Consider the following 24,468-nt stretch of genomic DNA (forward strand, 5'->3'; position numbering starts at 1 on the left):
CATTTCGTTATAATAGCAAATAAACTAGCGGAGGTGAACAATGGACGACTCCAGCAGAAAAGAACCGTTCCGATATGTAATGAACCAGCCCATCGAGTGCTGGCTTGAACTTCCTGCTGGTAACAACGGTCCCGGGGCAGGCAAGCTTACGGAAGGCGTACTGCTTGACCTTAGCCATTCAGGGTGCAAAATCCGAACTTCGCTGAATCTCCGCTTCACTGCAGGCGATACGAAGATAATTATCCACTTTCAGCTGGCAGAAGACAAACTTCAGTTCGTGGGAAGCGTGCGCTGGGGCTGGATGTTCGGACTTGGCCAATATCAATATGGGGTAAGACTGGATTTGCAGGAGGACGAGGAAGAGCAACTCCTGCGGGAGCTGGAAAGCTGGACTAACATGCGCAGCGCCCAGTCAAATGGATAATAGGGCACAGCCAAATGTCCTCCTTCGAGGATGTCTTTTGCTGTGCAAACACGAAAAGCAGGGCAATTAGCCCTGCTTTTGTTCGGCAGCAAACGCTGCATGAGTAGTTAGTATCCCCAGCCTCCCTCACAAATGGAGCAGCGTTTTAAGCCTCCACCCTTTTCTTCAACAGCACGTTCATCGCATAGATTAGAATAACTGCAACTGCCGCTTCAAATAACATAGGCCAGTAATTAAGATCTGGATAGGAGAATGTAATCCCGCTGCGAACCGAGTCCACATCAAGAACATCAAACTCGAACATGCTCTCCACACTCGCGAGAGAACTATTAAACATCAGCTGTTCAAGATAAGACATTCCGTTCTGGAATACTACCAATACAGCGATGATGATCCATATTTTCCCTCTGACCCGCAGACTATTGGCCACCGTGATGGCAAACATAATGGAGATCAGCGTTAAACCGGAAAACCAGATAAGCTGCAGCATGCAGTTTAGGGCAACCGGCCAGAGGTTTCCCGGGAGGAAATCCGCCGAATATACGAGAATATAGATCCCAAGATGCAGGATTGCGATGATAACAACGGATAATAGCAGCGCCCAGCAGAGCAGCAGCGGTGACAAGATGGTATACAGAGAACTCACTGGCAGAAGCCGGCGGTGATAGGATTTCAAATTGCGGCCATAGGTAATCGCGCTAGTGAGCAGGAGGCTGATCCCCACTACGACATACGTGGTCAGATTGATTGCGACCAATTGAACCCCCATGTTTCTGTTCCAATACCATGTGGCGGCATGCACCAGAATTGCGATTACAAAGTACGCAAGAATCCGGTCACGGCTGCGTCTAAAATCGTATTTTATCAGCTTCAGCATTCTGCATACACCTCTCTGAACAGCTCGTCAATGCTTTTTCCCCGTTGCAGCCTTAACTCCTCCACATCACTTTGCAGGACGATTTCTCCTTCTTTTATAAAAATAACTTCGTCAAAGATCCGTTCGATGTCTGTTACCAGATGCGTCGAGAGCAAAATACTGCTGTCTTCCTCGTAAAATTCCATCAGCGCATTGAGAATTTTCGTCCGCGCCACTGGGTCCACTCCGCCAATAGGTTCATCCAGCATGTATAAACTCGCCCGCCGCGAGAGGACCATGGTCAGCTGCAGCCGTTCGTTCATCCCTTTGGAGAGCGTCTGCACCCTATCCCGTTCACTAAGCTTCATAAACTCCAGCATACGTTTGGCTTTGACCGGGTCAAAATCCGGATAGAAGTCGCGCTGAAATTTCATCGCATCTCCCACACTCATCCAAGGGTCTGTCAGGGGCCGGTCCGGCATAAACGAAACCAATGCTTTGCTTTGTTTCCCTACCGGAACACCGAGCACAGACACACTGCCTGAGGTTGGCTGTGCCAGCCCGGCAATCAGCTTCATGAGTGTACTTTTCCCGCTGCCGTTGCTGCCGAGCAGTCCGGTGATTCTGCCTGCACCGAGTTCAAAAGAAACCCCGCGCAGCGCCTGTTTTGAGCCGTATTTTTTAGTAACCTGATGTACTTGAAGTATACTGTCCACCCTGGCAATCCCCCTATTTACTATTCCTTTGTGCAATATTCTCCGCCACGACCGTCAAGATCTCTTCTCCCTGGAAACCCAGCTCCTCCATGCCGCGGATAAACCGGTCCAAGACATCCTTGGCCATCTCTTTTTTAATGGTCATAATGGTCTCTTCCCTCCCCGTAACATATCTGCCCATACCCCGCCGTGTTTCCACAATCTCTTCACGCTCCAATTCTTGAAAGGTTCTTTGCACCGTGTTTGGATTTATCTGCAATTCTGCGGCCAGTTCCCGCACCGAGGGGATTTTATCGCCGGGTTTCAGCTTGCCTGTGATAATCTCGCCTTTGATATAATTCATGATCTGAATATATATGGGCTGGTTGTTGTCAAATTCAATGGTCATCAAGCAACGTCCCTTCGTCTGAACACCACAAACCCCGCCAGCAGAAACGCAATCAGATAGACCGCCAGCATAACAATGGAAAAGCCAAGAGTCATTCCCGGCAACGGCGCTGCGTTGTTGTGGTAGACACTAAGATTTATATTCGGAAACAGAAAGTATTTGTAAAAATCACGGTAAATAACTACTTTATCCAAGGTCAGCGCAAACATCGTAATCCCGATGGTCACTCCTGTGGAGGTCGTCAGCACCCCGATCATAAACGCCAGCGTTACATATACGACCGTGTACACGCAGCCGTACAGCAGCGAAAGTAGTATATCTCTTATTCCCGCTTCTCCCCCGCCAACGTCAAACCAAATGGCACCCGAGAGATAGACAGCCACGGCGGCAACTGCGGTCAGACTCAGCGCGAACAGCAGTACCGTTACATACTTGGAGGCTAGAATAGCCATACGGCTGCGTGCGCGGATAAGCAGAAACTTGATCGTTCCTTGGCTATACTCCTTGGATACAATCCCCGCTGTTCCAATGATGGCGAGTATAGCGACGACCTGGCCTATTCCGGTTGGCTGCAGCATCACCGCCGTAAACTCGGAAGCAGAGGCGAATGACTCTTCGGAAAAAGCTTTGATCATATAGCCTAACAGAAGTGGCAGCAGAATCAGCAGTACATGCGGCACGAAAAAAGAACGTTTCTTCGACAGCTTCAGCCATTCATTCAGCACCAGATAATTAAATTTACGCAATGCGGTTGCCCCCCGTCCATTTCAAGAAATCTTCCTCAAGGCTTTGTTTGTTCTCCGTAATCCGGTATACGCCGACATTGGCTCTTCCCAATGCCTCAACGAGTTCAGGCACTCTAATGTCCTGCAGCCGTATGTTTAGTTCAGAACGGGCCTCATCCACGCTGCCCAGCCCCACTCCCTGCAGCTCTTGTATAACTCGTTGTGCGGCTTCCATCCCGCCTACCCGGACAGTGAGTGACACTTCTCCTTCCTTCTCTTCCCCGGCACCCAGTTTGGTTACCGTCACCAGCTTCCCGTTCTGAATGACAACGGCCCGATGGCAAATTTGTTCAATCTCCGCCAGCATGTGGCTGGAAATGAGAATGGATATCCCTTCAACTTCAGCGATTGTCCGCATATAATCACGCATTTCGCGTATTCCCGCAGGGTCCAGGCCATTCGTCGGCTCATCCAGAATCAGCAGCTTCGGTGAATGGAGCAGTGCCTGGGCGATACCGAGCCGCTGCCGCATTCCAAGTGAATAAGCCTTTACCTTCTTGCTCATCGCTTCCTGCAGCCCAACCAATTGCACAACCTCTTCAATCCGCGTTTCCGGAACATCATCACTCATCCGTACATACTGCTTCAGATTATCCAGCCCGGTCATATGCGGATAAAACTCAGGGTTCTCGATAATCGCTCCAATATGGGCTATTGCCCGGTTGAAATCATTACGAATGCTATGTCCTTGAACCAGCACATCCCCTTCGCTCATCTTGATCAAGCCGGTCATCATGCGGATCGTTGTTGTCTTTCCGGCACCGTTCGGTCCGAGCAGCCCGACAATTTCTCCTTTGCGGATGTCAAAAGACAGCTGATCCACTATCGCCTTTCCTTTGATCACCTTACTCACCTGGTTCATCTGCAGCACAATGGAATCTTTCCCTTGTGTTGCAAGTCCCTTTGTATTCATTGACTGTTTCATAGCAACCTCCCTGAAAAAGTGAAAATATTGGAGAAACAAATACTGTATCGGTGTGTTAGTTACATAGTACACTAGTATCAATGTGATGTAAAGCCATTTTTTAGGAATTGGGTGTCAATAAAAGGCGGTCCCATAGTTCCTCGTCCAAGACTTCCTCTCAAGCAAACATAGAATAGTAGTGGAATGAGCTTCAACACATGCTGATATCACAGAACTTAAACCCATGCTTCCGAAGTCAGATTAGTAGCTAAAGATTATGGAAGCGATGCTCACAAAACTTTTAGGAGGAATGAAAATGAAACGAGAGGTTCATATTTCCCAAACTTACCCGCGGCTCACCGTATACTCAGAAGAGAACTACAGGGGACGGAGCAGAATTTATACCGGCAATCTCGGGATCCGTAATACAGACAACATTCTCGACGGGATCGAAAGTCTGCGCTTCTTCTCCACCAGCAGCAATGCTACGCTTGTATTGTTCAGCAGAACCCGCTTTAGAGGCATTTTCCGTGTACTGCGTGGAAATCACAGCATCCGAGATCTGGATGATTACATCAACGGCAACGACGTGGAATCAATCATCTCCACCAATCAAAGGCTGACGTTAGCGCAAATCCGCAATATCCGCGACAGCGGAGAGCTGCCTGCCGGATATCGTCTGATCTAGAGTTTATGGGCCGCCGCTATAAAAGAGGGTACACCCCGCCTCCCGGCAAGGTGTACCCTCTTTTACACGAATCTGCTTATTCCCCTTCAATTAATTGCAGCAGTTCTTCAACAACCCGCTCAGGCTGATAGCTGTGAATGTAATGGGAGCTGTCAGGCACGATGATTTGTTTGCCCTTGACGGACCATGCAGGAAGAACTACTTGGCTGTCCATCCAGGAGGCATCATCGTCAAGCTTGCCGAAATAGTCTGCAGTCAAGACAGTGACAGGAATCGGAAGCGGTTTGCTGCCAGCCAGCACAACGCGGGCATTCTCTTGACTCTGGCGAATTTCATCGGTCATATTCCGGTTGCCCGCCAGCAGCAGTACCGCTTTGCGGTTTATTTCCTTCAGCTTCTCAGGCAGCAGCTTATCCCCATTGCTGTCACTCGCTACCCATTCTGCGAATCCATTCACATGATATAATGCCCGCAATATACCGGTCGCCCGAAGCCCCTTGTATATTCCGGACACTAGTTTAAGCTCCGGACTGGACTCATAGTATTCAGGACTCCCACCGTCAATCAGCAGAATCCCTTTCACCTCTTCAGGGTACCGCTGGGCATAACGGATGGTTTCCAGTGCGCCTAGCGAATGGCCGACAAATAGATAAGGCGGCTTCTGGCCGGAAACTTGCAGCAGCTCGTGAACTTCGCCGGTGATGGAGTCAATATCCCGCTTTCTGCCGGTTAAGTCACTATATCCGTAACCAAAGCGGTCATAGACCGCAATTTTCGCATGCTGCCTCAGCCCCTCGTACAATGGAGAAAAATCGGCGTAAGGATTTGCCGTTCCCCACCCGGCTGCAAACACCACAGTCGTTGATCCCGCACCCTCAGTATATAGGTGCATTTTACCTCCTTTTACCTGATATAGGTCTCCGGCGGGTGAATAATTCTTCCTGTCCTGTGTGGAACCATACCATTGATATGCGGCTCCTAACCCGGCCAATACAATCAGTGCAGCCAGCAGGCAGAGTGTAATTTTCGCACCTCTTCTTTTTAACATACACTCCTCCAATTCCATGTTAGAAGCTGCTCTTCACCTCGACAACGATATATTCAGACGTTTCTCACTCATAAGCCTTGAGCGATATTCGTAATTTTTTGAATGATGGACTGAACTTCATCGCTATCCTTAATTACAAATAGATGATCTGCTTCGCCTGCTGCTGGTGCCACCACATGCCTTGATGAGACTCTGCTTGCTGCCGGCTAAGCACTTCTTCAAAATTAGACGCACTTCTGAAAATGGTTGTACTGCGCTGACTAGTGCAAATACGAGAATGAAGAATATCATCGGGGATTTCAAAATGAACAAGTATGCTGACAAAACCTTTGTGATGAAAACGTTCGAGCATCTCCAAACGGCCATTGCGACCACGATTGGCGTTACATAAAATAAGATGTGAATTTGACTCATTAACAGCATAATCTACAATTGTCCGAGAGATGGCGTTTTTGAAGGTATTGGCTCCTTGTTTAGGCAGCAAGCTTTTGTAATGGGTGTTGATAAATTCAGCATGGTCATCCCGGTCAATCACAACTGAGTTGTGTAAGTGCTGTTCTAATTTTTTTGCAAATGTAGTTTTCCCGCTATGTGTTTTACCGACGGTAATGATCACTAACCTTTTCATCCATGCAACTCCATTTCTCCAAAATATTCAATTAGCAAATACAGCGAACCCATTCATAGATTTAACTATGCTTACGAACAAAAAGAGTGACTGGTTACATCCTTGGTAAAAAAGGGTAAACAAACTAGAAACCAACTGCCGAAGGAGAAAAGCATGGCATCCCACAAATCAAAAGTCCAACTACACACTAAACCAACCCAGCCGAAGCCGCCCCGTTCCTTCTTCCAGAGATACTTTTGGCTGCTGGTTGTTTTAGGTCTGGCATTGTTTTTCCTGTTGTATGCGGATCAGAATTACATACATGGCTTGGGGCTTGGAGTCCAGCAGGGACTGCTTGCAGACAAAACCGCTCAATCTGCCGTGCTGTGGACGGCAGATTTGTTCCTTACTTTCAAGCTATATGGCATTACCATTAGAGCCAAGGATAAATTCAAAGGCGGATACCGGTTTTTCTATTATTTCAGTTTTCTGAATTGGCCTGCGGCCATCCTGCTGGTACTTGTACTGGTATTTCAAACGCCGCAGCAAACCATCGACTTGTTTCATTACTGGAGCAAGGGTACCCTGGCCGAACACACTACGCAAATAACGGACAGCTATAAAAGCTGTGGCACGAGAACCAGCAGCAGCTGTACGCTCATTGTTACAACCTCGGACCAAGGGACTTTTCATGTTAACGGCTATATGAACAGCCTGATTCTGGCCCACGAGTCCGAAGTAACTGCCTTACGTTACCTTCCGTCTTCCAGAAAAATCGTCAACTTCCCTACAGCGGAAGGCTGGCAGTAATTCTATATGGTCATCTCCGCTATGCGGTAGTGAACGTGACTGGCTGAATGCCGAACCGACAGGAGATGATTACCACAATATTCCACACTAAAAATGATACTTACAGTTGAAGCTGGACGATTAAGATAATGCGCTTAACCGGGGGGCTGGCTGTGGAGCTCAGACCCATGATCATACCGGGAGACAGCTGCATCAAGCTCCGCCTTGCACTTCCAGCAGAAATCCTTGAATTTGTGCAGCTCCAACTGACAGCTGGTTTACCTCTCCGGATAACTGTTTCACTTGTTCATGAAGCACATGTGCTTCATCGGTGCCCTCCAGATAGCGGGTGACAAAGTGTAGGAACACATCAACTTTTCTAAGCAGCATCAGCACCGGAAGGGCCTTGATTTCGGCTTCGGTAAGACGGACCCTGGTGCTGAAACCCCGGCAAAAATCCCGGACCGCCGCTCTTTCCTCCGCATGACCCAATAGCCCCGACAGAATTACCGCAGGCTCCATCGCCCTCACATCAAAGGTGCAAAATTCAAAATCAAGCAGCGCAGCTACTTGCCGGTGATCGCTTGTCTCCACCAGCAGATTGGAAGCATTCAAATCTCCATGCACCAGCTGATGCGGCAACCCCTTAAGTTCAGCCAGCGAATCCGCGATATTTTCATAAGCGTTGTAAAGGATCTCCAATCCTTTAGCAAGTTCAGTAAAGGGGACTGGCGGTTGTAGACACAGCTCACGGATTACTTCTCCGGTACATAGCGGATAAGCCTGCCGCAGCTCATAATAAGGCCGGTAGACCGGAGCAAGTCCGGGACTTATCTCTGCCAGCACTACGGACAATGTACCTGCCACCTCCCCGAAGGATTCGAAATAGCCAGACTCCTGCTCAGTGGGCGAATCTCCGTCTATGTATTCGAACAAGCAGCTAAATTTACCAGCCCTGTCCTCCAGCTGAACCAAAGTTTCTCCGGCCGGTGTCGCGATGGGAACAGGCACTTTGAAGGGTAAAGATAACATCCCCAGCTTTTGCAGAACAGCATGCTCGAATTCGATTTTCTCTCTATCTTTATGTGTATCATAGATTCGCAGCACGGCGCGGCGAGTGCTATTTTCTACAAAATAGGTTGTATTATTCCAGCCCCCGCTCCGCTTCCTCAAGGTTCCACTCCACTCCGGCCAAACTTGGCTTACAATAGTATCCGTAGGCTTATGCCCCTCTCTTAATTGTATTGTAGCGAGTCTACCATAAAGTGAAAAATATTCACCAATTCAAAGGCAATTGTAAAATCAGTAACTGGCTGTGTCAAATCGCCAAAACAACTAAAATAACTACTTCCAGCGAACACCCGGTTTTTCCGCTATAATAAATTTCATATTGATATACGCAAAGGATGGGATACTTATGGATGCAACTGTTTCCAAACGATGGCTGCTGGCAAGGCTCTATGAGCCGGAGCAGACCATAGTGGACTGCCGGTTTACGCTCGGTAAACCTAAGGCTGGCCGGGAAAACTATGAACAAGAGCATATTCCGGGTGCGGTCTATCTCGATTTGGAGCTGGATCTGTCAAGCCCTGTGGGAGAACATGGCGGACGCCACCCCCTCCCCGACCCGCAGGTACTTTCTGCACGCCTCTCGAAGCTGGGAATCGGAAATGATTCACGCATTGTCGCCTATGATGACGAAAGTGGCATGAATGCTGCGCGGCTCTGGTGGCTGCTGCGTTACCTGGGGCATGAACAGGTATTCATTCTGGAAGGCGGCTTCAGCGCATGGAAGGCAGAGAAATTCCCTGTAACGGAGCATCAGCCGGTGCGGGTGCCAAGCTCGTTCCAGGCAAATGTGCAGCTGCAGATGCTGGTTGACGTGGACAAGGTACACCAGGTATCTGCTAATATGGAGCCTTCAGCTTCTGCGACTGGCCTCTCTCCGGTCCTGATCGATTCTCGCGCCCGCGAACGCTTTCTGGGTTTGGAAGAAACCTTGGACAAGAAAGCCGGACATATCCCTGGTGCGTTCAACTTCTTCTGGAAAGATACGCAGAATGCTGATGGAAGCTACAAAAGTGCCGAGGAGTTGCAGGAGCATTTCTCCGAGCTGGACAAAGACGCCGAGATCATCGTCTACTGCGGATCCGGTGTCACCGCCTGCCCAAATGTACTGGCGCTGGAAAAGGCCGGCTATAGGAATGTTAAGTTGTATGCGGGGAGTTGGAGTGACTGGATTTCGTATGAGGAGAATCCGGTGGCGACGGGAGAAGTATAAGAACCGAAAGGCCGCGTTGGACGTGGGCTTGGGGCTGTGACAGGTTGCCGGGAGGCAGACTGTTGCAGCCCTCTTTGGGCTTTTCTGTCAACAACCTGCAAACTAGAACAAGGCGAAAGCAGTTGCAAGCGGCCCGTAACCAGCCATGGCTAGGCTGTCGGGTCAAGTTGATTGAACGCTTGGGGGCTTTGTTTGGCCATCCACAAGCTAGCTCTCGGGAGCTTGACCGCCCTTGGAACACTTCGCTTCGTTTTCTCCTCAGCGCTATTTTAAAGAAGCTTACGCAGTCTTACGTTCCGAAGCTTCCAAGCGTAAGGCTAAGCGAGCCCGCAGGGCGGTCAGTTGCTCCAGCTTAAGTGTCGGGTACTGTTCGGCCAGCCGCGTTGCAGATAGCGGTAGTGGCTTTTGTAGTCGTTCAGCGTTGCAAAAAGCTGCCCGATCATTATAGTGACGAATTTAACGTGTTGCCGTCTTCTTTTTGCTTTTAAATGACTAAGATGGCTTCCAAAATGCAATATAGTGTTTACATTTTACAATACATAAGTTACAATCACTCCCAACCAATAACTGGAAAGGAACTCTCGTGTGCTTGTTAACAACGTTCGCGAACTGAGGGCACGCTTCAGATGGTCGCAGCATGACCTAGCGGATGCCAATTGAGCCACTCGCCAGACAGTAGGGTTAATCGAGAAAGGAGATTACTCCCCTTCGATTACGCTCGCTCTTAAAATTGCCGCAGCTTTCAAGTTACCCGTCGAAGAAGTTTTTTATATAAGATGTTAAACGGATTATGCGTTCGCCATTTCTTTCAACCCCATTGTTTCCCAGCATCATCGCAAATATTGTTCAAAAATAAGCGTATTTCTACCGAGGGGAGATCAAATTAATATGAATATAGCCGTCAAGTTGATGCAAAAATTCAAAGACCTCGATAACCAAAATAAGCTGAAAGTTTATCAGGGCAAAGCGGAGCTCATCAGGAAACGGAATCTGGAAGCCTGGGACGATGGGCAGTTTCAAGCGGAATCCCTCCGGCTGCAAGAAGAAGCAAAATCGGGTACGCCTTTGGACGAGTTGCTTGTCGATGCCTATGCGCTAGTTTGTGAGGCAGCGAAGAGAACGCTCGGATTACAGCCTTACGATGTCCAGATCATGGCTGCCATAGCTCTACATGAGAGATTTCTGATCGAGCAGCATACCGGTGAAGGAAAAACACTCTCTGCTGTTATGCCTGCATATCTAAATGCACTGACCGGCAAAGGCCTTCATGTGCTGACTTTTAACGATTATTTGGCCAAGCGGGATGCGGAGTGGATGGGCCCGATCTATCGTTTCCTCGGGTTAACGGTAAACTCGGTTCAAGCGGGCATGAGCCTGTCCGAGAAACGGGAAGCATACGCCAAGGATATAACCTATGTTACGGCCAAAGAAGCGGGATTCGATTACTTGCGCGACACAATCGCACTAAGCGAAGCCGATACCGTGCATCGTCCTTTCCATTACGTCATCGTCGACGAAGCGGATTCGCTGCTTCTCGACGAAGCGCGGGTGCCGCTAGTCATCAGCGGCGATTCGGCCTCTTCCAGGAGCGACGGCTTTCGTTTCGCAGAAGTGGCTCGGCAGCTCAAGCAAGCAGAGCATTACGACTTCGACGAGTTCCAGCGGAACGTTTACTTAAATGAAGCAGGCGCTGCGAAAGCGGAATCGCTGCTGGGATGCGGCAATTTGTACGATAGCCATAACAGTCACTTGCTGACGTCATTAAATTGCGCGCTGCATGTGGAATCGTTATTAAAGAAAGACGTCAATTACATCGTCCGGGACAGCAAAATCGAGCTGATCGAAGAATATACCGGCCGCGTGGCGGAGAACCGGTATTTGCCGGACGGGCTGCAAGCCGCGCTTACGGCCAAAGAAGGGCTGTACTCCATGGCCGGCGGGAAAATTCTCGGGACGATCACCATTCAACACTTCATCAGCCTGTATCCGCAGATTTGCGGAATGACGGCTACCGCGCATGCTTCCGCAATGGACTTCGAAGATATTTATGCGCTGCAGGTCGTGCAAATCCCGCCGAACCAGCCAAACATCCGGATCGACCATCGGCACCGGATTTATACCCATAAAGAAGCCAAGCTTAAGGCACTCGTACAAGAAATCTCATCCGTCCATAGGACGGGACGTCCAATTCTCATTGGTACGTCAAGCGTCGAAGAGTCTGCCATGCTGGCAGAGGCGCTAGCGGCTGCCGGCGTACCATGTCATGTTCTGAATGCGAAAAACGACGCGGAAGAAGCCGACATCATCGCCAAAGCGGGAGAACCCGGCGCAGTGACGGTGTCTACAAATATGGCGGGACGCGGCGTCGACATCCGGCTCGGCGGCGGCCCCACGCAAGCAGAGGTAGTCGCCAAGCTTGGCGGGTTGTACGTGATTGGCACCCATGTGAACGAAAGCGTGCGGATCGACGACCAGTTACGCGGGCGTTCCGGCCGCCAAGGCGACCCGGGAGCTTCCGTTTTTTATGTAAGCTTGGAGGACGAGTTGCTGCTTCGCTTCGGCATCCATAAAGCGGTTCGCGCTCCCAGGCAGGATGAGGCTCTTGAAGCACCGGTGCTCAGCAGTAAGATCACCAGTATTCAGCGTATTGTTATGGGCCAAAACTTCGATATCCACAAGGAACTGAACTGTTATTCGGATATGGTGGAGGATCAGAGGCGAATTTTATACGCGGAGCGGCTCCGAATTTTGAAAGGCGAGCAGCCGTTGAGCCCAGCGGAGCAGAGGGTACGGCTTTTTTATATCGACGAGTTCTGGGCCGACCATCTAGCATACGTTTCTTACCTTCGCGAAGGCATTCACTTGGAGAGCCTTGCCAGCCGCAATCCGATCGACGAATTTCATGCGCAAATCACCGAAGCCTACGAGCAAATTCCTTCTAAAATAAATAGCGCGTCGGAGAATATGCTTGAAAGGCTCGGAGGTTCGAATGACCCGGCTGAGTGGGAAAAGTTCGGTCTGAAGAGCCCTGCTTCCACCCGGACTTATATTATCAACGATCAATACCTACAGAATAAGCGCAGCTCATGGACCGGAACGACTGTATTTGCTTATTGGATTCGCATGATTATGAGGCCGATGTTCAGACTGTCAAAATATTGATGCAGCGTAGCTTTTTCAAGGATGACCCGTTGCCGCCCATTTGCTGTACGAAAGAACGGCTGATCTGAGCTATTCCCAGAAGATTTGGAAGCAGGTCGATATGGCTGGCTACGAGTGAACGCTCGATACATCCTACACCGAAAATGTTTTCCGAAGCGAAGCTGACTCCGTGTTGACTTCGGGGCACAAAAAACACATCGCTGGTGCGTATAAGCCGCTTGGCGATGTATTCAATAATTACGAACTATTGTTTGAATTGCCTGCCTGTTCCCTTCATAGATATGAATCGCAGCAACCGGCATTGTCTCAGCAGTTATCCATTCATTGCAGACTCGCAGCGGTGAACAGCAGTACCCTTCCGTCCGTGTTTAGAATCCGTGTGCCATTATCAAGCTCCGCCAGGGGCTGGTCCCAATGGACATGCCCGCAAAATAATAAGAGTTCGGGCCCGGCTTCCAGTTGTTCACGGATGCCTGAATGGCCCGGAAGCCGGGCTTCGGGAACCTCGGGGCCTTGGTGCAGCAGAAGCACATCCGGGCCACGATGCAGCAGATTCCGCAGCGCTTCCAGATATTCACCTTCAGGCTTCCGGTTCGGTTTATCCCCTCTTCCGGTCACACCTCCAAGCCTGCTATATGTAGCCCCTTCTGCCACATAATATCAGGTTCAGAGAACATATGAATTCCTGTATGAGACGCAAGCTCGGCTTGCCCTTCCCGAGACAGCAAATCATGTTGCCGTTAACGCCCAGCACCGTGCTGAACTTGTTGCGGAATGCCTTCCATACCGGAAGCGGGTCACCGCTTGATCCTCTTTTGGCGGGATCACCGTATAAATCACCGCATAAACAGACCAGCACCTTCTCGGGATCGATGGCCGGCATGTAAATTTGAAGCAAAACCTCCAGCGATTCAGGAAGTACCTCACCCAGCAGCGAGTCGCCATATTCACCGGTTGTGCTATGAATGGCCATACCTTGAAGATCCGATGCCACTATCAGCGCATCCACATCCTGAGGGAGTCCCAGAATTTCTCCCCAATATACAGGAAGCCATTCATTTGAGATCCCTTGGCCGCCCGCCGCAGCACTGACATAAGGAATTTGCTCGAGCGGTTTTTCGGCAATACTTACGATCTTAAGCACTGCTCTGCCTGTTTTTCCTGCTTTACTCTTGCTCACGCTTTGCCTTCACTCCTCGCCTCTTGCCAAGCCTCCAGTATAGGAATTGGCGCTTTGCGGCTAAATTGGCCGCTGCCTTCTTTAGCACACAGCGGCGGATAATAGCCAAAGACCTGACCAGGCTGGAGCTTCAGGGCCGCCTCTTCCCATCCTTCCCAACGGAATGTCTCATAGAACAGATCAAGATCCCCTTCCGCCAGCCAGCCGATGAACCCGGAATAGGCCAATTGGGTCGACTCCCATTCCAGCGTATCCGGGGCAAAGTAATATACATGCCCGCTCTGCCCGAACCGTCCCACATCGAGTCCAAAAAAGCCGCCTGCAGCATCATAGGCCACAATCAGCAGGCCGGGCAATGCAGGAATATCTTGTGAGGCTGCAAGACCATTCCAGGAAGTAAGACTCCCATAGATGCCTTCGCCGCCAGCGCCAAGAAGTGTAATCCAGCCATGCTCAAAAACGATCCCTCCGGTCTCGTAAGCAATCGCTCCCAGATAAGACTTGGTGCTCACCTGTAAGCGAACGAGCGTCTGTGCTGCCGTTTCCGGTTCCGCTGCTGTCAGCCGATAGGTACGAGTACCTTGACTCAGCAGCTCTCTGACTTCTTCCCAAGCATGATTCTCCAAATCCACCAATTCTGCTACAGATAATGAGTGCATATTCTTCCGCCTCTCTCATTTATAAAGTATCTCGTGATCGCACAATAATGCGGCTATATGTACTTCTACCAATATATACCCAAATCAAACACAATAATAATTCCTATTGGATATCCCATAGTTTTGACTCTCTAATCAGTTAGTGTACGGTTACTTGTTGTTTACTTACATATTGAATCACATCATAAAGCGTCCGGTTGTGCCCTTCCCGTTGATTTCCTCATCCAGTGTATATTTATCCTCCAGCGTACCCTTTAGACCAAGAGGCGCCTGGAAATTAACAACTCTGATATTAAATTTTTCGCCTTCAAGTACTACCGCTTTTGTCGATGAAAAAACTTGATAGGAACCGCTTAGTCCGACTCGTTAATATGGGAGAAACCTATATCCCGCTTTGATTGTAGGTTGGTACAACCATTCAACGTAATACACACGCGTGATGATGAAAAGCCGGCCCCTTTACGGGAGCCGGCCCTTATTTTTACTCAGGGTATCTTGTGATAATATAATCGCCTACAGCTTTTATATGTTCCAAAGTAAACATACGTCCCCAGTGAATAGATGAATTATAGTTCCCTTCCGCAAGGGTAACATTTGTGTCATCTATGCTGAGAATAATCACTGAATGGGTATCATTATTTATCCTTACAATATCTCCAACTTGAATATTGTTAAAATCCGTATGCTTGCGAGCGGGTAAGTTACCAAATGCAGTATCACTTAATATAAAAGCAAACCCCACACAGCCATAACCTCTACTATAAATGCCACCATTCCACGCGTAAACATTACCGTTTGTCCATGCCATTCCCTCAGGATATTGTTCCTTTAGGGCAATCATTTTTTCATAAGCAGCCTCTTCTGTAGGTACAGGTATTGTTGTGTTAATTGAAGTATTTACTGAAGTATCTATTGATGTGTCTTCTATTAGGTTGTCTTCTTTTAATGTGTCAACAGGTTCAATAATAACCGTCCGCGAATCTGATCTATAACTTACGGCTCTGCCTAATGACTCTGCGATAACACGAACGGGCACTAATGTACGCCCATTTATCGATACTGGCGGGGAATCGATAGTCACTTTTATATCATTTTTATAAATATATTCATTTCCTATTGAGAGCTTAACCACATCACCGTTTTTAGATAAAGCTGTAATCGATAGTGTAGCATCATCCCATTTAACAGTAGCATTCAATGCTTCAAAAATAACTCGCATCGGTATCATAACACGATTATTTATTACTTGGGGCGGAACATCAAATTGCAAATTCGTACCATCGAGCATCACAGTAACTTCGTTACTTGCAGCATTTACACTTGTCACACTTACAAAACACATGAACATCATTAAAAGAATTGATAATTTAATTGTAATTTTCTTAAATATGTTGGTATTCCCCTTTATATATATTCTATGTAAACCGCAAAAGACAGAAAGAAATCCGTTCATCAAATATGGACGGGGGATTAATAAATAGAGTTTATTTCTTCGCCGCAACTTTATAATACGAATCCAGACCTTTTTTAATTCCTTGAACAATCTTGTCCTGATATGCATCCTCACTTAACTTCATGTCTTCTTTACGATTCGTCATGAAGCCCATTTCGATGAGCACAACCGGTACGGTTGACCAATTGAATCCGGTAAGATCACTCCTAGGAATTAATCCGCGCGATGCCGCCTGCGTTTCTTTCAGCACCGCTTTAGACAGAACCTTGGTGATCTCCAAACTTTGCGATGCAATCTTCTTCGTAGATGGGATGTCAGTAGAAGGATAGAGAAAGGACATGCCTTGAATCTCGCGATTAACGCTCCCATCTGCGTGTAGTCTAAGGGTCATATCGGCTCCTGCCTGATTACATCTAATGGCACGCTCGCTGTTTGATATATCCACATTATTAGTGCGGCGAATCATTACCACCTTGTAATCTTTCTGAAGTGCTTGCTCCAGTTTCAATGCCACTTCCAGGGTGAGTTTGTATTCGGGTGTACCAGTAGCTATGCCCTTCGTGCCGCTTGACACCTTTGGTTTAACCGTTTTGCTTCCTGGCGCTACGGGCTCTTTAGAGGTATTACCTTTACTCTGGTGTCCCGCATCTATGCAGATAACCGTCTTTCCCACTGTACTGGCTAATGATGTTACATTTGCTGTTTTCGCCTCTGCTCTATTTGGAAGGCTGCCTGACGTTAATAAAATCATAATAGCTAAGAGGATTGTATTCAATTTTACGCGCATGATTAACTCCTATCAGTTAGGCCAAGGATCGCCACTATATAAGTTGTTGACTCCGTAATGGAACATCTGCAACAGGTGGGACTTAGTACCTCCTTTCCTTATTCTCCCATTATAATCTAAACTTAGTGGTATTATTATTTGATAGTTATACCGTAATACATAATTCGACATCATACAAAATATCCCTTCATATTCTGCATAAATGTAAATTTTCAATTATGGCAAAACTACTTATGAACAAGAAAAATGGTTTCTAATCTGACGTTTGATAAATCCTTGATCATGCGTATATCCATTAAATAAACTGTGCTTCAATTCAATAAATGAGAATTATTCTCTCCCCGAATCCGACTCTATCGCCGGAACCACTAAAGTAGATTTCTTTCAAAATATTCACTTTCAGGGATTAGCAGCCGAAGAATATATTATGTTTAATACATAATATTAACTGTTTTGAGAGATTTGGAGGATAATAATCGTGAAGTCCCATGTTACACTGATTGCATCTTTAGTACTTGTTAGCACCCTAATGACTTCCTGTTCAATGAGCAAGTCCGAACATGAAACAGGTGCGAATGGCAACACCTCCAAGGCAACCATGGAAGTCGGGCAAGCTTCAAGCTCAACGCCTGCTCCCACCGAGGCCATCGACGAGGAAGCCGCCAAGTTAGAACTCGAAGCCCTGGAATTGGCCAAATACAATGCCTATGTAGACCTGAACAACGCAATGACGGGACGGCTCCAGGATGTGCTGATTGATTATTTTGAAGAGTTCGGTTATGAGGCCAAGCCGGTGATTGACAAGTATTTCAGCGCCACAATGCTCTCCTTCACCGATTCCGGTGAGAAGGCCATGCAGACCGCGTTCGCCGCTGCTGCCGACAAGCCAAGCTTCGAGAAACTGGACGCCCAGGTCAGCCTGCTGGAGCCAATCCTGACAGAACTGCTTGCCGCACTGGCTGAAGCGCACGAGTATTACGAGATTAAGGGCTATGTCGATGACCAGTTTGCCGGAAGCAAGACGCTGCATACCCGAATTCTCAAGGCTGATGCTGCCTATGAAGAAGCTTCGAGCGAGTTTTTCTCGCTGCTTGGCGAGATGGGGGATGAACGCACAAGAAACAGCCTTCAAGAATACAAGGATAACGGTCAGGATCTGAATTACACCGTGATGCTCTTTTTACTGGATGCGGAAGGCCTGGAAACGGAGATGGGTGACCAGGAAATACTGGCCGACAACATTCTGGAGCTGGATATGGCGAAATTCAAAGCGAAATACGCTGTTCTGACAGAAGATCTCAAGCTGCTGATGGAATATGCGGCAGACGAGACAAGAGTCGTATCGGAAGGATTCTCCAGTCACTCGCTCGAAAGATATGTTGATGCAGCCAAGAAAGTCAAAGTTTCAGGTGCTGAAATTATCGAACGTGTCAACAAGAAGCAGCGTGTAGAAGATTTTTATTTGAAAAGCTCCTTCTTCCGCGAAAATCAGTCAGGCACACCCGAGAATTTCAGCAAGTCTTTAAGTGAATTAATCGCAGAATACAACCAATTGCAGTAAGCTAAGCTACTCTATGCAGGGCTGACCCAAAAGCCATGAAATGGCTACTTGGATCAGCCCTTCTGTTAGTAGGGTCAACGTTAGACCTTAGTGAAGACACTCCGTGAACGGACAGTTGTTCCATTCGCTGTGCTTTCGCTCTCTCTGTCTCATTCACCCTTTAATCCCCCTGTCTGTTTGGTGTTATAATGATCTCCAAGTAATTTATCCCTTGAGTTCGAGTACGGAGGCATACAGAATGAATATTGAATTTTGGATTACAGCTTCGATCAGCGATTTGGTGTTTTATCCCGATGAGTGGGATGATAAATATGTGACACACCCGAATTTCCAGGCGGTCTTGAATGAGCTTGGCATAGCCGTGCCTGTGGAGGAGATTCATGAACACTACTTCAGCAATCCTGTACATACTGGCGATATGCTGGTATTCCGCAATCAGGAACAACCCTCGGAATGCATTGTCCTGAATACCTATCGAGACCCGTTGGACCAACTTGATATGATACAGTTTGGCTGGAGCACCGTGAACAGAGGGGAGACTATACGGCAGTTATCCAGGCACTTCTACGATGAATGCGAATATGCCGTTCGCTACGAGGAAGGTCAGAGTGTACTCTACCATATACTGAGAAAAGGCCCATATTCGCGAACTTTCCACTACAATACCGTCTTTGAACAGCAGCTCAAGTCCTACAAGCTGTGACATTGGCTACCGGTGTTCTTTAGCCATATCCAGCCAGAAGACACTCCACGGCCGCACACTGATATTCCGCACGGCAGAGCCGTTCAGGCTCTGCGTCACAACGCAGCTTACACTAGTTGATTGAGACTGATCGGACTTCACTCGCCACCAAAACCCACAAGGCCCCCTCCTGCCTTAGCTTCGTTATCCTACAAGCATCAACCCGATATAGCAAACAGGTCGGCCATAAATCAGTAAATTTGGCCAGCAGCCGTCCTCATATTGTGTTTTTTAAATTCACTTTTTCATAAAAAGAGAAGGCCGGAAGACCTTCTCTAAAAATAATCAATTATTTGCCTTAGTTAGACAGGCTTTGCAGATAAGCATCCGCTTCTTCAAAGGTTGGATAATGTACTGCAAATTGCCCGAACAGTCTCTTCATCTGCATTTTCCAAACCGGAGAATTGGCCACATACACCCATCCGCCTACTCCATTTGCAACAGCGATATCGCCTGTGGGGGCAAGCTTAGCGGCAACCTCAGGAGAAAGAACAGAGGTTGAGCCTGATACATCAGTCACTCCAGTGAAACCTGGTTTTAGTTGCTTCATTGCTTTTTCAAAATCGGAAATGTAGGACGGAACATCCTCTTCTGTAAGACCAAATGCTTTTACTACCACTTGATTTTTTTGCACATTTACTTCCATCGTGTAAGGCATGCTGATTCCTCCAAGTATGTATAGGTTGATTCATCAGAATCTAAAACCTTTTATCGGTTAATCCCCTTAATTAATTGAGATTTTCAAGGAAAATAGTTTAATTATTTAATCAGCTACAGCTTTTGGAAGTAAGGGGACTTACTTCGGGGCCTCTAAAACTTATACCTTCCTACACAGGAATTATTTACAAAAGCAAGCAGATCAGTTATATTGTACTGGTACAATAAGTACACTATTTGCGGAAAGGAGGACTTTTTTGGAAATTATTATTAGCAGTAATAGGAATAAGCCCATTTATGAACAGATAACCTCGCAAATAAAAACAATGATTATGAGTGGAGAACTGCAAGCGGGAGACCCTATTCCCTCCATGCGGTCGTTAGCAAAATCTATTCAAGTCAGTGTCATTACTGTCCAAAAGGCGTATGAAGATTTGCAGCGGGATGGATTCATTGAAACAACTGTTGGACGTGGAAGTTTCGTATCTGCCCCCAATAAAGATGTCTTTCAAGAAGAGCAACAGAAGAAAATTGAAGAGCACTTAACTATTGCAGCTGAAATTGCCCGAACGAGCGGAATTAAATTGGAAAAGATGGTAGAAATACTGACTGTCTTTTATGCGGAGGATAAAAAATGAATCATAGTCTAGAAATAGCAGGACTAACTAAAACCTATTCTAATTCTGATTTTCATTTAGATAATGTTTCGTTCTCTATTCCTTGTGGAACAATTATGGGGTTTGTTGGTGAAAATGGAGCTGGAAAAACAACGACCATTAAATCCATATTGAACACAGTTAAAAAAGATAGTGGAACTATTAAAATTCTGGGTCAGGTTATGACAGACAAAGACATAGGAATTCGTGAAGACATAGGAGTTGTCTTTGATGCGGCGAGTTTTTCAGGTGTTGTGACACCCAATAAACTTGCAAAGGTTATGGGCGGAATTTACAAACAATGGAATCAGGGTTTCTTTTTAAATATCACGAGTAAGTTTGACCTTCCTATGGATAGAAAGATTAAGGAATTTTCACGAGGAATGACAATGAAGCTTGCTATTGCAGTCGCATTATCACATCATCCCAAGTTACTTATTCTAGATGAGGCAACTTCCGGTTTAGACCCCATTACCAGAGAAGAAATTTTGGAGGTTTTTCTGGAGTTCGTGGAGGATGAAAGCCATTCAATCCTTATGTCTTCCCATATCACAAGTGACCTGGAAAAAATCGCTGATTTTATAACCTTTATTCATCAAGGAAAAATTATCCTTACTGCGAAGAAAGATGATTTGATTTATGGATACGGAGTGGCCCGCTGCAAAATAGATCAGTTCAATCGTATTGATAAAGCCGATAGACTTGCGTACAGAGTAAAGAATTTTCAAACAGACGTTCTTGTAAAAGATAAAAAAGAGTTTGAGCGAAAATATGACGGTATTATTGTTGACAATGTATCTATTGATGAAATTATGCTGCTCCTGGTAAAGGGGGAGGAATAACGTGCAAGGGTTACTGTTGAACAATTTTTATTCCATGCAGAACAACATAAAGACATCCTTTGGAATAGCTTTATGTTTGTTGTTTGTTTCTTTTGTGGCAGGCGATACGTCTGTACTTAATGCGGTCATTGCTGCACAGATTATGGTTTTCCCTGTGAATGTAGGTTCTTCTCTGCAGATCGATGAAGCATCTAAATGGAGTAGGATAGAAATTACCTTGCCAATAAAAAGGAAAACGATTATCAATGCCAAATACATTTCATTTATCATGTTGATATTAATGGGCACTGCAATCAGCTTATTTACTCCGGTTCTATTCTATTTAAGAGATTTAGATACTACTAGTTATTTGAATTTGTCATCTGGGTATACTATGGGCCTGTCACTCTCTATTTCAACAATTTCCATTTTATATCCGGTTATTTTAAGATTCGGAGTTGAGAAAAGTGAGATGATGATTTTTGTGTCGTCAGGCTTGTCAGTGGTTATCCGAATTGTGGTGTGGGTTCTTCTAAGAATGGTATGGGATAATGTAAATTTTAATGGCAGCGAGGTAGGAATTGCCTCTTTAATTGTGGCGGTTGTAATGTTTGTGGCATCTTATCTCCTATCGATACAGATACATAGGAATAAGGAATTTTAATCCTTTCGATAAGCTTGTTTGCTGGAATTTTTATAAGTTTTTTAACCATTATATTTATCGGCATAACGAGCTCGCGTAGGACGCGGGCCGTTGTGCTGGAAATAAAACCGCACTTCAACTAAAATCGCGGAAATACGGTCTTAAGCTGCTTTAGTACCGATAATACTCCGGCAGCAAATCCCTGCCTTCTTTCACACTTCTATTCACTATATCGATTAACTCTTCCATCGTTCCGAAGATCACCTCGGTAGGAATGGCATCACCAAAATGTTCATTGTATAGGGTGTTTAAATACCGAAACTCTTTTGTATCTATATTATTCAAAGCTTCGGTCCAGCCATAATATTTGGGTAACAAATTATAGCCATAATTACTACTTTCCTTAACCTTATAACGCAGACCTTCTATTGTCTCTGTCTTAGGGATTTTATATTCACTTAAGACACCATAATGCTCACTATACTCTTTCAAAATATTCTTGTATTCCTCTGATTCCAGCATATCCCATACCAATTGGTCTTCCGATGTCTGTATCAATTCATTCACTTTACGAAAATAAAAATCGATCTGTTTATCCTTCGCTCTTAACGATTCCTCCAGTTCCTTACGTTCAGCCGCTTCCCCAGATAAACGAACTTCCTGCCTGGAGTGGCTATACCATAACCAACCGCTGGTTGTAATTAAGACGATGAACACAACTACTTCACAATACATCCATTTCCTCTTAGTCATGTACGCCCTCCAGCAACTCTTTCAATCTCTTATAGAATAAAATAAAACCGTATTTCCAGCTAAAGTTACGGAAATACGGTCTTACCTGCTTTTTAGAGTCCATAATACTCCGGCAGTAAATTCCGGCCTTCTTTTACACTTTTATTCACTATATCGATTAATTCTTCTATCGTTCCGTAGATTTCCTCTGTAGGAATACCCTCACCAAAGTGTTCTTTGTATAGGGTATTCAGATCTCGAAACTCTTTCGTATCCAAACTCATCAAGACGTTGGTCCAGCCATAATACTTGGGTAACAGATTATAACCCTCAGCAATGCTTTCTCGTACCTTGTATCGGTATCCTCCAAGAGTTTCAGTTTTGGGTATGCCGTCCTCGTCCATGTAGCCGTACTGTTTATTATATTCTTCTAGAATCTCCTTGTATTCTTCCGTATCCAGCATATCCCACACCAATTGATCTTTCGACGTATGTATCAATTCATTTATTTTACGAAAATAAAAATCTATCTGTTTGTCCTTCGCTCTTAGCGATTGCTCCAGTTCCTTACGTTCAGCCGCTTCTCCAGATAAACGAACTTCCTGCCTGGAGTGGCTATACCATAACCAACCGCTGGTTGTAATTAATACAATGAACACAATTATTCCACAATACTTCCATTTCCTCTTAGTCATGTACGCCCTCCAGTAACTCTCCGAATCTCTTGCAGAATAATAATAAAACCGTATTTCCAGCTAAAGTTACGGAAATACGGTCTTATGTTGCTTTTTAGTACCGATAATACTCCGGCAGCAAATCCCTGCCTTCTTTCACACTTCTATTCACTATATCGATTAACTCTTCCATTGTTCCGTAGATCACCTCGGTAGGGATACCCTCACCAAAATGTTCTTTGTATAGGGTATTCAGATCTCGAAACTCTTTCGTAGCCATATTCATCAAAGCTTCGGTCCAGCCATAATACTTGGGTAACAAATCATACCCCTCAGCGATACTCTCCTCGACTTTATACCTGAACCCTCCCAAAGTCTCAGTCTTGGGAATAATATACTCATCAATGATACCGTAATGCTTAATGTACTCCTCAAGAACAGCTTTGTATTCTTCCGATTCCAATATATCCCATACTAATTGATCTTCAGATGTCTGTATCAATTCATTCACCTTATGAAAATAAAAACCGATCTGTTTATCTTTCGCTCTTAACGATTCCTCCAGTTCCTTACGTTCAGCCGCTTCTCCAGATAAACGAACTTCCTGCCTGGAGTGGCTATACCATAACCAACTACTGCTTGTTATTAAGACGATAAACACAATTATTCCACAATACATCCATTTCCTCTTAGTCATGTACGCCCTCCAGCAACTCTTCGAATCTCTTGTAGAATAATAATAAAACCGTATCTCCAGCTGACGTCACGGAAATACGGACTTATGCTGCCGTTTAGTATCGATAATACTCTGGCAGCAAATCCCTACCTTCTTTCACACTTCTATTCACTATATCGATTAACTCTACCATCGTTCCGTAAATTTCCTCTGTAGGAATACCCTCACCAAAATGTTCATTGTATAGGGTGGTCAGATCTCGAAACTCTTTCGTATCCAAACTCATCAAGACGTTGGTCCATCCATAATATTTAGGTAACAAATTAAAGCCCTCAGTAATGCTTTCTCGTACCTTGTATCGATATCCTCCAAGAGTTTCAGTTTTGGGAATATCTTCCTCCTACATGAAACCATACTGTTTATTGTATTCTTCTAGAATCTCCTTGTATTCTTCTGAATCCAGCATATCCCACACCAATTGATCTTCAGATGTCTGTATCAATTCATTCACTTTACGAAAATAAAAATCTATCTGTTTATCCTTCGCTCTTAACAATTCCTCCAGTTCCTTACGTTCAT

Annotated in this window: 26 protein-coding genes and 2 pseudogenes; 11 read left to right on the plus strand and 17 right to left on the minus strand. The window is 46.1% G+C overall.

Translation table 11 applies throughout. The features are described from left to right. Positions 1-40 precede the first annotated feature (40 nt). On the plus strand, positions 41-424 hold the full coding sequence (locus tag ACQ76X_RS19775; protein ID WP_438495563.1) for a PilZ domain-containing protein: 384 nt from the start codon (positions 41-43) through the stop codon (positions 422-424). A 145-nt stretch (positions 425-569) separates the two neighbouring features. On the opposite strand, the gene ACQ76X_RS19780 is transcribed toward ACQ76X_RS19775, so the two are convergent. Genes ACQ76X_RS19780 through ACQ76X_RS19800 form a run of 5 tightly spaced genes read right to left on the minus strand, consistent with a single transcriptional unit; the run spans position 570 to position 4,094 of the window. Then, complete coding sequence (locus ACQ76X_RS19780) at positions 570-1,301, minus strand: hypothetical protein (RefSeq protein WP_438495564.1); 732 nt, start codon at positions 1,299-1,301, stop codon at positions 570-572. Beyond that, entirely contained in the window at positions 1,295-1,996 is a 702-nt protein-coding gene (locus tag ACQ76X_RS19785; RefSeq protein WP_438495565.1) for an ABC transporter ATP-binding protein, read from the minus strand. Before ACQ76X_RS19785 ends, ACQ76X_RS19780 begins: the two co-directional genes overlap by 7 nt. A 13-nt stretch (positions 1,997-2,009) precedes the next feature. Continuing rightward, positions 2,010-2,384 (minus strand): GntR family transcriptional regulator, encoded by a 375-nt coding sequence (locus ACQ76X_RS19790; protein ID WP_438495566.1) that lies wholly within the window; start codon positions 2,382-2,384, stop codon positions 2,010-2,012. After that, on the minus strand, positions 2,384-3,130 hold the full coding sequence (locus ACQ76X_RS19795; protein ID WP_438495567.1) for an ABC transporter permease: 747 nt from the start codon (positions 3,128-3,130) through the stop codon (positions 2,384-2,386). Before ACQ76X_RS19795 ends, ACQ76X_RS19790 begins: the two co-directional genes overlap by 1 nt. Next, the gene (locus tag ACQ76X_RS19800) at positions 3,123-4,094 is read right to left on the minus strand and encodes an ABC transporter ATP-binding protein (protein ID WP_438495568.1); all 972 of its coding nucleotides are present in this window, start codon (positions 4,092-4,094) and stop codon (positions 3,123-3,125) included. Before ACQ76X_RS19800 ends, ACQ76X_RS19795 begins: the two co-directional genes overlap by 8 nt. Positions 4,095-4,389: 295 nt before the next feature. Between ACQ76X_RS19800 and ACQ76X_RS19805 the strand changes: the two genes are divergently transcribed. Further along, positions 4,390-4,761 (plus strand): hypothetical protein, encoded by a 372-nt coding sequence (locus ACQ76X_RS19805; protein ID WP_076109215.1) that lies wholly within the window; start codon positions 4,390-4,392, stop codon positions 4,759-4,761. Between the two features lie 76 nt (positions 4,762-4,837). Here the strand turns inward: ACQ76X_RS19805 and ACQ76X_RS19810 are convergent, their stop codons facing one another. Both ACQ76X_RS19810 and ACQ76X_RS19815 read right to left on the minus strand, forming a co-directional pair. Continuing rightward, a complete protein-coding gene (locus ACQ76X_RS19810) occupies positions 4,838-5,809 on the minus strand; it encodes an alpha/beta fold hydrolase (RefSeq protein WP_438495569.1) in 972 nt (323 codons plus the stop codon). A gap of 68 nt (positions 5,810-5,877) precedes the next feature. Continuing rightward, positions 5,878-6,437 (minus strand): annotated as a pseudogene (locus tag ACQ76X_RS19815) (AAA family ATPase). A 153-nt stretch (positions 6,438-6,590) separates the two neighbouring features. On the opposite strand from ACQ76X_RS19815, the gene ACQ76X_RS19820 reads away from it, so the two are divergent. After that, the gene (locus tag ACQ76X_RS19820; protein ID WP_438495570.1) at positions 6,591-7,226 is read left to right on the plus strand and encodes a hypothetical protein; all 636 of its coding nucleotides are present in this window, start codon (positions 6,591-6,593) and stop codon (positions 7,224-7,226) included. 192 nt (positions 7,227-7,418) lie between these two features. On the opposite strand, the gene ACQ76X_RS19825 is transcribed toward ACQ76X_RS19820, so the two are convergent. Next, positions 7,419-8,378 (minus strand): phosphotransferase, encoded by a 960-nt coding sequence (locus ACQ76X_RS19825; RefSeq protein ID WP_438495571.1) that lies wholly within the window; start codon positions 8,376-8,378, stop codon positions 7,419-7,421. A gap of 244 nt (positions 8,379-8,622) precedes the next feature. Between ACQ76X_RS19825 and ACQ76X_RS19830 the strand changes: the two genes are divergently transcribed. The 3 genes and pseudogenes from ACQ76X_RS19830 to ACQ76X_RS19840 all read left to right on the plus strand — a co-directional run bounded on the left by ACQ76X_RS19830 (position 8,623) and on the right by ACQ76X_RS19840 (position 12,648). After that, positions 8,623-9,486: a sulfurtransferase gene (locus ACQ76X_RS19830; protein ID WP_438495572.1), complete on the plus strand. Its 864-nt coding sequence runs from the start codon at positions 8,623-8,625 to the stop codon at positions 9,484-9,486. A gap of 585 nt (positions 9,487-10,071) precedes the next feature. Then, positions 10,072-10,269: pseudogene (locus tag ACQ76X_RS19835) on the plus strand (helix-turn-helix transcriptional regulator). Positions 10,270-10,374: 105 nt separating this feature from the next. Beyond that, the gene (locus ACQ76X_RS19840; protein ID WP_438495573.1) at positions 10,375-12,648 is read left to right on the plus strand and encodes a DEAD/DEAH box helicase; all 2,274 of its coding nucleotides are present in this window, start codon (positions 10,375-10,377) and stop codon (positions 12,646-12,648) included. A gap of 321 nt (positions 12,649-12,969) precedes the next feature. Here ACQ76X_RS19840 and ACQ76X_RS19845 read toward each other — a convergent pair whose 3' ends face one another. From ACQ76X_RS19845 to ACQ76X_RS19865, 5 genes are all read right to left on the minus strand, one after another. Continuing rightward, positions 12,970-13,266, minus strand: coding sequence for a hypothetical protein (locus ACQ76X_RS19845; RefSeq protein WP_438495574.1), 297 nt, complete (start codon positions 13,264-13,266; stop codon positions 12,970-12,972). A 13-nt stretch (positions 13,267-13,279) separates the two neighbouring features. After that, positions 13,280-13,828 carry a hypothetical protein gene (locus tag ACQ76X_RS19850; protein ID WP_438495575.1) on the minus strand — a complete coding sequence of 183 codons (549 nt, stop codon included), beginning with the start codon at positions 13,826-13,828 and terminating at the stop codon, positions 13,280-13,282. Continuing rightward, a complete protein-coding gene (locus ACQ76X_RS19855) occupies positions 13,825-14,487 on the minus strand; it encodes a DUF2625 family protein (RefSeq protein WP_438495576.1) in 663 nt (220 codons plus the stop codon). The genes ACQ76X_RS19850 and ACQ76X_RS19855 overlap by 4 nt, the downstream gene beginning before the upstream one ends. A gap of 481 nt (positions 14,488-14,968) precedes the next feature. Further along, positions 14,969-16,030: a copper amine oxidase N-terminal domain-containing protein gene (locus ACQ76X_RS19860; protein ID WP_438495577.1), complete on the minus strand. Its 1,062-nt coding sequence runs from the start codon at positions 16,028-16,030 to the stop codon at positions 14,969-14,971. Further along, on the minus strand, positions 15,972-16,727 hold the full coding sequence (locus tag ACQ76X_RS19865) for an N-acetylmuramoyl-L-alanine amidase (RefSeq protein WP_438495578.1): 756 nt from the start codon (positions 16,725-16,727) through the stop codon (positions 15,972-15,974). Before ACQ76X_RS19865 ends, ACQ76X_RS19860 begins: the two co-directional genes overlap by 59 nt. A gap of 478 nt (positions 16,728-17,205) precedes the next feature. Between ACQ76X_RS19865 and ACQ76X_RS19870 the strand changes: the two genes are divergently transcribed. After that, positions 17,206-18,288: a YiiG family protein gene (locus ACQ76X_RS19870; RefSeq protein ID WP_438495579.1), complete on the plus strand. Its 1,083-nt coding sequence runs from the start codon at positions 17,206-17,208 to the stop codon at positions 18,286-18,288. Between the two features lie 238 nt (positions 18,289-18,526). Then, on the plus strand, positions 18,527-18,991 hold the full coding sequence (locus ACQ76X_RS19875) for a hypothetical protein (protein WP_438495580.1): 465 nt from the start codon (positions 18,527-18,529) through the stop codon (positions 18,989-18,991). 337 nt (positions 18,992-19,328) lie between these two features. Here the strand turns inward: ACQ76X_RS19875 and ACQ76X_RS19880 are convergent, their stop codons facing one another. Continuing rightward, positions 19,329-19,688: a hypothetical protein gene (locus ACQ76X_RS19880; RefSeq protein WP_438495581.1), complete on the minus strand. Its 360-nt coding sequence runs from the start codon at positions 19,686-19,688 to the stop codon at positions 19,329-19,331. A gap of 256 nt (positions 19,689-19,944) precedes the next feature. Here ACQ76X_RS19880 and ACQ76X_RS19885 point away from each other — a divergent pair, with 256 nt between their 5' ends. Genes ACQ76X_RS19885 through ACQ76X_RS19895 form a run of 3 tightly spaced genes read left to right on the plus strand, consistent with a single transcriptional unit; the run spans position 19,945 to position 21,828 of the window. Continuing rightward, complete coding sequence (locus ACQ76X_RS19885; RefSeq protein WP_438495582.1) at positions 19,945-20,325, plus strand: GntR family transcriptional regulator; 381 nt, start codon at positions 19,945-19,947, stop codon at positions 20,323-20,325. Beyond that, positions 20,322-21,185 carry an ABC transporter ATP-binding protein gene (locus ACQ76X_RS19890; protein ID WP_341092712.1) on the plus strand — a complete coding sequence of 288 codons (864 nt, stop codon included), beginning with the start codon at positions 20,322-20,324 and terminating at the stop codon, positions 21,183-21,185. Before ACQ76X_RS19885 ends, ACQ76X_RS19890 begins: the two co-directional genes overlap by 4 nt. Position 21,186: 1 nt before the next feature. After that, complete coding sequence (locus tag ACQ76X_RS19895) at positions 21,187-21,828, plus strand: ABC-2 transporter permease (RefSeq protein WP_438495583.1); 642 nt, start codon at positions 21,187-21,189, stop codon at positions 21,826-21,828. A 150-nt stretch (positions 21,829-21,978) separates the two neighbouring features. Here ACQ76X_RS19895 and ACQ76X_RS19900 read toward each other — a convergent pair whose 3' ends face one another. The 3 genes from ACQ76X_RS19900 to ACQ76X_RS19910 form a co-directional block, all read right to left on the minus strand. Then, on the minus strand, positions 21,979-22,560 hold the full coding sequence (locus ACQ76X_RS19900; protein ID WP_438495584.1) for a hypothetical protein: 582 nt from the start codon (positions 22,558-22,560) through the stop codon (positions 21,979-21,981). Positions 22,561-22,652: 92 nt separating this feature from the next. Continuing rightward, positions 22,653-23,234, minus strand: a complete 582-nt coding sequence (locus ACQ76X_RS19905) for a hypothetical protein (RefSeq protein WP_438495585.1) — start codon at positions 23,232-23,234, stop codon at positions 22,653-22,655. A gap of 94 nt (positions 23,235-23,328) precedes the next feature. Then, positions 23,329-23,910 (minus strand): hypothetical protein, encoded by a 582-nt coding sequence (locus ACQ76X_RS19910; protein ID WP_438495586.1) that lies wholly within the window; start codon positions 23,908-23,910, stop codon positions 23,329-23,331. Positions 23,911-24,468: the final 558 nt, after the last annotated feature.

Origin of the sequence: Paenibacillus sp. IHBB 3054, from assembly GCF_051594305.1 — a bacterium.
GTDB lineage: Bacteria > Bacillota > Bacilli > Paenibacillales > Paenibacillaceae > Paenibacillus_AQ.

Bases quoted from the DNA above. Each gene is read 5' to 3' on its own strand.
- ACQ76X_RS19890 (WP_341092712.1), top strand. From the start codon at position 20,322: ATGAATCATAGTCTAGAAATAGCAGGACTAACTAAAACCTATTCTAAT.
- ACQ76X_RS19790 (WP_438495566.1), bottom strand. From the start codon at position 2,384: ATGACCATTGAATTTGACAACAACCAGCCCATATATATTCAGATCATG.
- ACQ76X_RS19775 (WP_438495563.1), top strand. From the start codon at position 41: ATGGACGACTCCAGCAGAAAAGAACCGTTCCGATATGTAATGAACCAG.
- ACQ76X_RS19780 (WP_438495564.1), bottom strand. From the start codon at position 1,301: ATGCTGAAGCTGATAAAATACGATTTTAGACGCAGCCGTGACCGGATT.
- ACQ76X_RS19865 (WP_438495578.1), bottom strand. From the start codon at position 16,727: ATGCGCGTAAAATTGAATACAATCCTCTTAGCTATTATGATTTTATTA.
- ACQ76X_RS19840 (WP_438495573.1), top strand. From the start codon at position 10,375: ATGAATATAGCCGTCAAGTTGATGCAAAAATTCAAAGACCTCGATAAC.
- ACQ76X_RS19805 (WP_076109215.1), top strand. From the start codon at position 4,390: ATGAAACGAGAGGTTCATATTTCCCAAACTTACCCGCGGCTCACCGTA.
- ACQ76X_RS19900 (WP_438495584.1), bottom strand. From the start codon at position 22,560: ATGACTAAGAGGAAATGGATGTATTGTGAAGTAGTTGTGTTCATCGTC.
- ACQ76X_RS19810 (WP_438495569.1), bottom strand. From the start codon at position 5,809: ATGTTAAAAAGAAGAGGTGCGAAAATTACACTCTGCCTGCTGGCTGCA.
- ACQ76X_RS19820 (WP_438495570.1), top strand. From the start codon at position 6,591: ATGGCATCCCACAAATCAAAAGTCCAACTACACACTAAACCAACCCAG.
- ACQ76X_RS19880 (WP_438495581.1), bottom strand. From the start codon at position 19,688: ATGCCTTACACGATGGAAGTAAATGTGCAAAAAAATCAAGTGGTAGTA.
- ACQ76X_RS19910 (WP_438495586.1), bottom strand. From the start codon at position 23,910: ATGACTAAGAGGAAATGGATGTATTGTGGAATAATTGTGTTTATCGTC.
- ACQ76X_RS19830 (WP_438495572.1), top strand. From the start codon at position 8,623: ATGGATGCAACTGTTTCCAAACGATGGCTGCTGGCAAGGCTCTATGAG.
- ACQ76X_RS19875 (WP_438495580.1), top strand. From the start codon at position 18,527: ATGAATATTGAATTTTGGATTACAGCTTCGATCAGCGATTTGGTGTTT.
- ACQ76X_RS19905 (WP_438495585.1), bottom strand. From the start codon at position 23,234: ATGACTAAGAGGAAATGGAAGTATTGTGGAATAATTGTGTTCATTGTA.
- ACQ76X_RS19800 (WP_438495568.1), bottom strand. From the start codon at position 4,094: ATGAAACAGTCAATGAATACAAAGGGACTTGCAACACAAGGGAAAGAT.
- ACQ76X_RS19855 (WP_438495576.1), bottom strand. From the start codon at position 14,487: ATGCACTCATTATCTGTAGCAGAATTGGTGGATTTGGAGAATCATGCT.